At 71.6% G+C, this 5,510-nt stretch carries 6 protein-coding genes; 5 read left to right on the plus strand and 1 reads right to left on the minus strand.

Annotated elements, in window-relative coordinates; all coding sequences use genetic code 11:
• Positions 1-400, minus strand: a 400-nt coding sequence (locus tag G3I53_RS02980) for an excalibur calcium-binding protein (protein ID WP_239063519.1), incomplete at its 3' end; no start/stop codon positions are given.
• 310 nt (positions 401-710) lie between these two features.
• Between G3I53_RS02980 and fabG the strand changes: the two genes are divergently transcribed.
• The 5 genes from fabG to G3I53_RS03005 form a co-directional block, all read left to right on the plus strand.
• Positions 711-1,472 (plus strand): 3-oxoacyl-ACP reductase FabG, encoded by a 762-nt coding sequence (gene fabG, locus G3I53_RS02985; RefSeq protein ID WP_164332701.1) that lies wholly within the window; start codon positions 711-713, stop codon positions 1,470-1,472.
• Positions 1,473-1,501: 29 nt separating this feature from the next.
• Complete coding sequence (locus tag G3I53_RS02990; protein WP_164332700.1) at positions 1,502-2,260, plus strand: SDR family oxidoreductase; 759 nt, start codon at positions 1,502-1,504, stop codon at positions 2,258-2,260.
• Positions 2,261-2,497: 237 nt separating this feature from the next.
• Entirely contained in the window at positions 2,498-4,084 is a 1,587-nt protein-coding gene (locus tag G3I53_RS02995) for an ABC transporter substrate-binding protein (RefSeq protein WP_164332699.1), read from the plus strand.
• A gap of 90 nt (positions 4,085-4,174) precedes the next feature.
• Positions 4,175-4,858 (plus strand): uracil-DNA glycosylase, encoded by a 684-nt coding sequence (ung, locus tag G3I53_RS03000; protein ID WP_164332698.1) that lies wholly within the window; start codon positions 4,175-4,177, stop codon positions 4,856-4,858.
• 141 nt (positions 4,859-4,999) lie between these two features.
• The coding region (locus G3I53_RS03005; protein ID WP_164437993.1) for a hypothetical protein at positions 5,000-5,510 on the plus strand (511 nt) is incomplete at its 3' end.

A 5,510-nucleotide genomic window follows, 5' to 3' on the forward strand; every position in this document is an offset into this window, starting at 1 on the left:
CCAGCCCGCCCCGCACGCCGCGCGACGCCACGGCGGCCGGCGACGTCGACGTCGCGACGACGGAGGGCGTGAGCGTGGGCACCGGGGTGGGCACCGCGGTGGGAGTCGTGGAGCCGGTGGGGGACACGGACGGGGCGGCCGTCGTCGGCCGGGGGGAACGGGTGGAGGAGGCCGTGCCGTCGGCGCGCCGAGGGAGGGCCTCGCAGGCGATGCCGTCGTCGGGGCCCTGGTCCTCGTCGAGACGGTGCGGATCGCTGGGGTCCGAGTCGAACAGCGCCTGCGCGTCCTCCTGATGGGTGAAGTCGCGGCAGTCCAGGTCCTGGGCGTGCGCGGCGGAGGCCTGCGGCAGGACCGCGGCGAGCGCGATCAGGGTGCCTATGGCACCGGTGCGACGGCGCATGAAAGCGCCTCCTTTCCGGCCACGGATGGCCCGGCCTCCGACGCTAGGCGCGCCCCGCTCCCCGGGCGCGCAGCCGTGGGCCGATCGGGTGCCGGTCCCGGACGGCGGCCGGGACGCGGGCCGGGGGGCCGGCCTCCGGGACGCGGGGGTGGGGCGCTGCCGCGGGGGGTAATGGATCACACAGTCCGGGTGTGCCGTTGACACCGCGTGCCAGGGCTTCTAGCGTCACGTCTGCTGAAGGTACTAAGCGGTCGCTCACTTGCTGGGCCGGGCCGCTGGAGCCGCACCCCAAGGGCGAGGAGAAGCAGCAATGTCCACCACTGAGCAGCGGGTCGCGGTCGTCACCGGTGCCGCGCGCGGCATCGGCGCCGCCACCGCCGTACGACTGGCCGCCGAGGGCCGCGCCGTCGCCGTGATCGACCTCGACGAGGCCGCCTGCAAGGACACCGTCGAGAAGATCACCGCCGCGGGTGGGAAGGCCGTCGCCGTCGGCTGCGACGTCTCCGACGAGGCGCAGGTCGAGGCCGCCGTCGCCCGGATCGCCGAGGAGCTCGGCGCCCCCACCATCCTGGTCAACAACGCGGGCGTGCTGCGCGACAACCTGCTGTTCAAGATGAGCGTCTCCGACTGGGACACGGTCATGAACGTGCACCTGCGCGGTGCCTTCCTGATGTCGAAGGCCTGTCAGAAGCACATGGTGGACGCGGGCTTCGGCCGCATCGTCAACCTGTCGTCCTCCTCCGCCCTCGGCAACCGCGGTCAGGTCAACTACTCCGCCGCCAAGGCCGGACTCCAGGGCTTCACCAAGACCCTCGCCAAGGAGCTCGGCAAGTTCGGCGTCACCGCCAACGCCGTCGCCCCCGGCTTCATCGCCACCGAGATGACCAAGGCCACCGCCGACCGCGTCGGCATGGGCTTCGAGGACTTCAAGGCCGCCGCGGCCACGCAGATCCCCGTCGCCCGGGTCGGCGAGCCCGACGACATCGCCAACGCCATCGCCTTCTTCACCGGCGAGGCCGCCGGCTTCGTCTCCGGCCAGGTGCTGTACGTGGCCGGCGGGCCGCTCGACTAGGACGACCGGGACGAACTGGAGCACAGGACATGACCGCAGTGGAACTCTCGGGCAAGGTCGCCCTGATCACCGGTGCCAGCCGCGGCATCGGCTACGGCGTCGCCGAGGCGCTGATCGCCCGCGGCGACCGGGTGTGCATCACCGGCCGCAACGAGGACGCCCTCAAGGAGGCCGTCGAGGCGCTCGGCGCCGACCGGGCCATGTACGTGGCGGGCAAGGCGCACGACGAGAGCCACCAGGCCACCGTCGTCGAGCGCACCATGGAGACCTTCGGCCGGATCGACTACCTGGTCAACAACGCCGGGACCAACCCGGTGTTCGGGCCGATCGCCGACCTCGACCTGAACGTGGCCCGCAAGGTCTTCGAGACCAACGTGGTCTCCGCGCTCGGCTTCGCCCAGCGCACCTGGCACGCCTGGCAGAAGGACAACGGCGGCGCGATCGTGAACATCGCGTCCGTCGCCGGCCTGGCGCCCTCGCCGTTCATCGGCGCGTACGGGGTCAGCAAGGCCGCGCTGATCAACCTGACCGTGCAGCTCGCCCACGAGTTCGCGCCGAAGGTACGGGTCAACGCCATCGCCCCGGCCGTGGTGAAGACCAAGTTCGCGCAGGCGCTGTACGAGGGGCGGGAGGCGGAGGCCGCCGCCGGCTATCCGCTGGGCCGCCTCGGGGTGCCCTCCGACATCGGCGGCGCCGCCGCGTTCCTCACCTCGGAGCAGTCGGACTGGGTGACCGGCCAGACCCTCGTGGTCGACGGCGGCATCTTCCTCAACGCCGGCGTGGCCTGACCGCCACCCCGCACCGCCCCGGAGGCACCGCTTCCGCACCGGGGCACCACGACGGTCCGGACACGGGCGTCCCTTGACGAAAGGGGCGCCCGTGTCGGCGTTCCGGGGCTTGTGGGGGGTTATGACAACGTAGTCGGTTGCGGCTCGATCTCAACTGTCGTCCGGGGGAGGGTCACCCGGCGGAACACTGCGGTATCGTCTGCCGACCCTTGGTACGGCAGATCGAGGAGCGTGCGCGTGTTCAACCGGAACCGAGGCCTGCGGCGGATGGCGGCCATCGCGTCCATATCGTCGTTGGTCGCCGGATGTGGCATCTTGTCCTCCGATACCCCGGATGACGAGGGGCCAATCGTCGTGGGGACGACCAGTGCACCCAGCACGCTGGATCCTGCCGCTTCCTGGGACAGCTCCTGGGAGCTCTTCCGCAACATCTACCAGACCCTGCTGAGTTACCCGGTCGGCGCGACGACGCCCCAGCCGGACGCCGCCGAGAGCTGCGCGTTCTCCGACGACTCCAACCAGGTCTTCCGCTGCGAACTGCGCGAGGGGCTGAAATTCTCCGACGGCTCCACGCTCGACGCCAAGGCGGTCAAGTACTCCATCGACCGCATCCGCAAGATCAACGTCAACGGCGGTCCGGCGGGTCTGCTGGGCAGCCTCGACCGGGTGCAGGCGCCCAGCGAGCGCGAGGTGGTCTTCCACCTCAACAAGCCCGACGCGACCTTCCCGTTCGTCCTGGCCACGCCGGCCATGTCGATCGTCGCCCCGGGCGCCTACCCGGCCGACGCCCTGCGCAAGGACGGCGGCATCGTCGGCTCCGGGCCGTACGGGCTGCGCTCCTACGACGAGGGCAAGAAGGCCGAGCTGGTCCGCAACGACCGGTACAAGGGGTTCGCCAAGCCGCGGAACCAGGCCGTGACCGTCCGCTACTTCCAGGACTCCCAGACCATGGTCCAGGCGCTGCGCGGCAAGGAGGTCGACATCACCTACCGCGGCCTGGCCGCCGACGACATCATCGACCTCCAGAGCCGGACCAGCTCGGAGGAGGAGATCCAGCTCGTCGAGGGCACCGGGACCGACATCAGCTACCTGGTGTTCAACCCCAAGGACCCGTGGGCCGGCAAGAAGGAGGTGCGCCAGGCCATCGCGCAGGTCATCGACCGCGGGGCCATCGCGCACAAGGTCTACAAGGACACCGTCGACCCGCTGTACTCCATGGTCCCCAAGGGGCTCACCGGCCACACCACCGGCTTCTTCGACGACTACGGCGAGCCCAGCGTGGCCAAGGCCAAGGAGATCCTCACCGATGCGGGCATCACCCAGAAGGTGCCGCTGACCCTCTGGTACACCACGGACCGCTACGGCTCCGCGACGGCGGCGGAGTTCAAGGAGCTCGAACGGCAGCTGGAGGCGTCCAAGCTGTTCGACATCACGCTCAAGAGCCGCCCCTGGAAGACCTACGTCACCGGCTACCAGAAGGGCGAGTACCCGGTCTTCGGCCGTGGCTGGTTCCCCGACTTCCCGGACGCGGACAACTTCATCGCCCCGTTCGTCGGCAAGCAGAACGCGCTCGGCACGCCCTACGAGGCGACCGAGATCACCAACGTCCTGCTGCCGCGCTCCCGCCGGGAGAGCGACCGCGGCAACGTGGTGCGCGAGTTCGAGGAGGCCCAGCAGATCCTCGTGGACGACGCACGGCTGCTCCCGCTGTGGCAGGGCCGGCAGTACGTCGCGGCCAGCCGGGACATCTCGGGCGGCGAGCGGGCCCTGGACCCCTCGACGATCATGATGATGTGGGAGCTGTCCCGCAAGACCAGCTGGTGACGGGCCGGGCAGCGGTGGACGGGGCCGGTTGTCAGTGCTCGCCGGTAGGTTCTCCTACCGGCAAGTGACCGCAATCGTGAGGACGTTGACGTGACCGACATCGCCATGCTGCCCGAGTCCTGGCGCGGGGTTCTGGGTGACGAGCTGCAGCAGCCCTACTTCAAGGAGCTGGTGGAGTTCGTCGAGGAGGAGCGGGCGAAGGGCCCCGTGTACCCGCCCCGCGAGGAGGTCTTCGCGGCGCTGGACGCGACGCCCTACGACAAGGTCAAGGTCCTCGTCCTCGGCCAGGACCCCTACCACGGCGAGGGCCAGGGGCACGGCCTGTGCTTCTCGGTCCGGCCGGGCGTGCGCACCCCGCCGTCGCTGCGCAACATCTACAAGGAGATGCACGCGGAGCTGGGCACGCCCGTCCCGGACAACGGCTATCTGATGCCGTGGGCCGAGCAGGGCGTGCTGCTGCTCAACGCGGTGCTCACGGTGCGCGCCGGCGAGGCGAACTCGCACAAGGGCCGGGGCTGGGAGAGGTTCACCGACGCGGTCATCCGCGCCGTGGCGGACCGGCCCGAACCGGCGGTCTTCGTGCTGTGGGGCAACTACGCGCAGAAGAAGCTGCCGCTGATCGACGAGACCCGCCACGTGGTGGTCAAGGGCGCGCACCCCTCGCCGCTGTCGGCGAAGAAGTTCTTCGGCTCCCGCCCGTTCACCCGGATCAACCAGGCCCTGGCCGCCCAGGGCCACGCGCCGGTCGACTGGACCATCCCCGACCTCGGCTGACGCCCCGCACCGGGTGCGGCCCGGCCCCGGCCGCCCGCACCCGGTGGACGCCCCGGTGCGTCCCGGGGCGCGCCGTCCGCCGTCGCCGCCTCCTGCGGTTAGCGTCGGGGGGACAGCCGGCGAGCGGGTGCGGAGGACGCGGTGGCGGAACGACAGGGCGGCCGGGCGGCGCCGGACGCCGTGCTGACACGGATCGGGCAGGTCGTGATGCTGCACCACGCGGGGGACCGCGAGGAGGCCCGCCACCGCCTCCTGGGCCTGTGGACGGAGATCGGCGAGCACGGCGATCCGCTGCACCGCTGCACCCTGGCGCACTACCTGGCCGACACCCAGGACGATCCGGAGGACGAACTCGCCTGGGACCTGCGGGCCCTCACGGCCGCCGAGGAGGCCCGCGGCGACCGTCCGGACGGCTTCGGGGACGCGCGCGAGGTGCGCGCCCTCTACCCGGCCCTGCACCTGAGCCTGGCCACCGACTACGCCGGGCTGGGCCGCCCCGACGCCGCCCGCGCCCATCTGAGCCGGGCCAGGGGCGCGGCCCGCGCGCTGGCCCACGACACGTACGGCGAGGGCGTGCGGGCCGCCATCCGCCGTCTGGAGATCCGGCTGGAGGAGAGCGACCGCCCACCCGGCGGCGGGTGGCGCCCGCCCG

It is taken from the genome of Streptomyces sp. SID14436 (assembly GCF_010548465.1).
GTDB lineage: Bacteria > Actinomycetota > Actinomycetes > Streptomycetales > Streptomycetaceae > Streptomyces.